This is a genomic window from Actinoplanes sp. NPDC089786 (assembly GCF_040684855.1).
GTDB lineage: Bacteria > Actinomycetota > Actinomycetes > Mycobacteriales > Micromonosporaceae > Actinoplanes.
Window position 1 is genome coordinate 1 of record NZ_JBFBGU010000080.1, and the last position, 1,244, is coordinate 1,244.

The 1,244-nt window shown below is 63.5% G+C and carries 2 protein-coding genes; both read right to left on the reverse strand.

Annotated features, from left to right (window positions below):
* Positions 1 to 107: 107 nt before the first annotated feature.
* Positions 108 to 527 (reverse strand): hypothetical protein, encoded by a 420-nt coding sequence (locus AB0O15_RS47990; RefSeq protein WP_364334946.1) that lies wholly within the window; start codon positions 525 to 527, stop codon positions 108 to 110.
* A gap of 86 nt (positions 528 to 613) precedes the next feature.
* On the reverse strand, positions 614 to 1,244 hold a 631-nt coding region (locus AB0O15_RS47995; protein WP_364334949.1), incomplete at its 5' end, for a class I SAM-dependent methyltransferase.

Consider the following 1,244-nt stretch of genomic DNA (forward strand, 5'->3'; position numbering starts at 1 on the left):
CATCGAGCACGCGCCCGGAACTACACAGCCGACACCATGTCGACCCTCCTAACTGCGAGTCCACTCGCAAAGTGCGACCTCGTGTCGCAACGGCATATGAGTGCGTCTCAGGTGCGTAGGAACTTGTCTTCGATGACCACCTCGGGCGTCACCTGAACACGAACACGTCCCACGGCATCGGAGGTGCCGTATTCCACGACCAGCGCCGCGATGGTTCCGTTCCTCTCTGCACTCAAGAGGGTTGCCTGCTCGCGATACAGGTCGACCACGACAGCTTCTGCTCTCCGGTGACGGACACGGACGCTGCCATCCGTGACATCCCAGGTGATGTGAAGCTCCGCTGCGTCGTCCATCGGGATTCGGAGTTCCCTCACGTACTCGTCGCCCGAGGCCTCCTCCGTTTGGGGCACCACACCGAAGGCATTCAGCCATGTCGCATCGTCGGTGACTTCGAGTCCAGGCACCCTCGCACCATAGAGGCACACACCGAGAAGACGCTCGTTCGTTTCCACGATCGACCAGTCCACCGGGAGACATCGCCGCACCCGGCCAGCAATGCCGCTCCCAGGCCGGCGAGCGACCGGATCGCGGCAGATCCGGGCGTCGAGGGGTGTCACACCGGCTTGCACCAGGTCGAGACGTGACTCTCGGAGTCGCTGTTGAACGGCCCGCCGCTCCAATCGGCAGAACGTTGCTCGAGATACATCCCGGCGAGCTGGGCCATCAAGTCGCATTCGGCCGGCCAGATGTAGCGAAAATTGCTGTCGCCGTAGGTCACCGTTCCGTCGGGGTGTCGCCAGTAGTGATGCGACGTGCCCTGTTGGGTGGCCATATCGTAGGTGTCGAAGCCGATATGGTGCTGGCCGATGTGGAAGGGCACTGCTGCCTGCCCGGGCGGGAAACGGCGGATGCCAGGAACCCACAACTCGATGACGAACCGTCCGCCCGGCGCTAGGTGACGGGCCGCGTTGCGGAAGCAGGCAACCTGCTCAGCCTGGGTTCGCAGGTTGCTGATGCTGTTCCAGACCAGGTATACGAGTGCGAAATGCCCGTGCATCGTGCTGGTCGCCATGTCGCCGACCACAACGGGGATGTCTGCCCGCTTCTTGTGCAGCTGATCGACCATCGGCTGCGAAAGCTCGATGCCGGATACCGACACGCCGCGTTCCAGCAGGGGTATAGCCACCCGTCCGGTGCCGATCGCGAACTCCAGTGCGGGACCGTCGCCGGCCACGTCAGCGAGG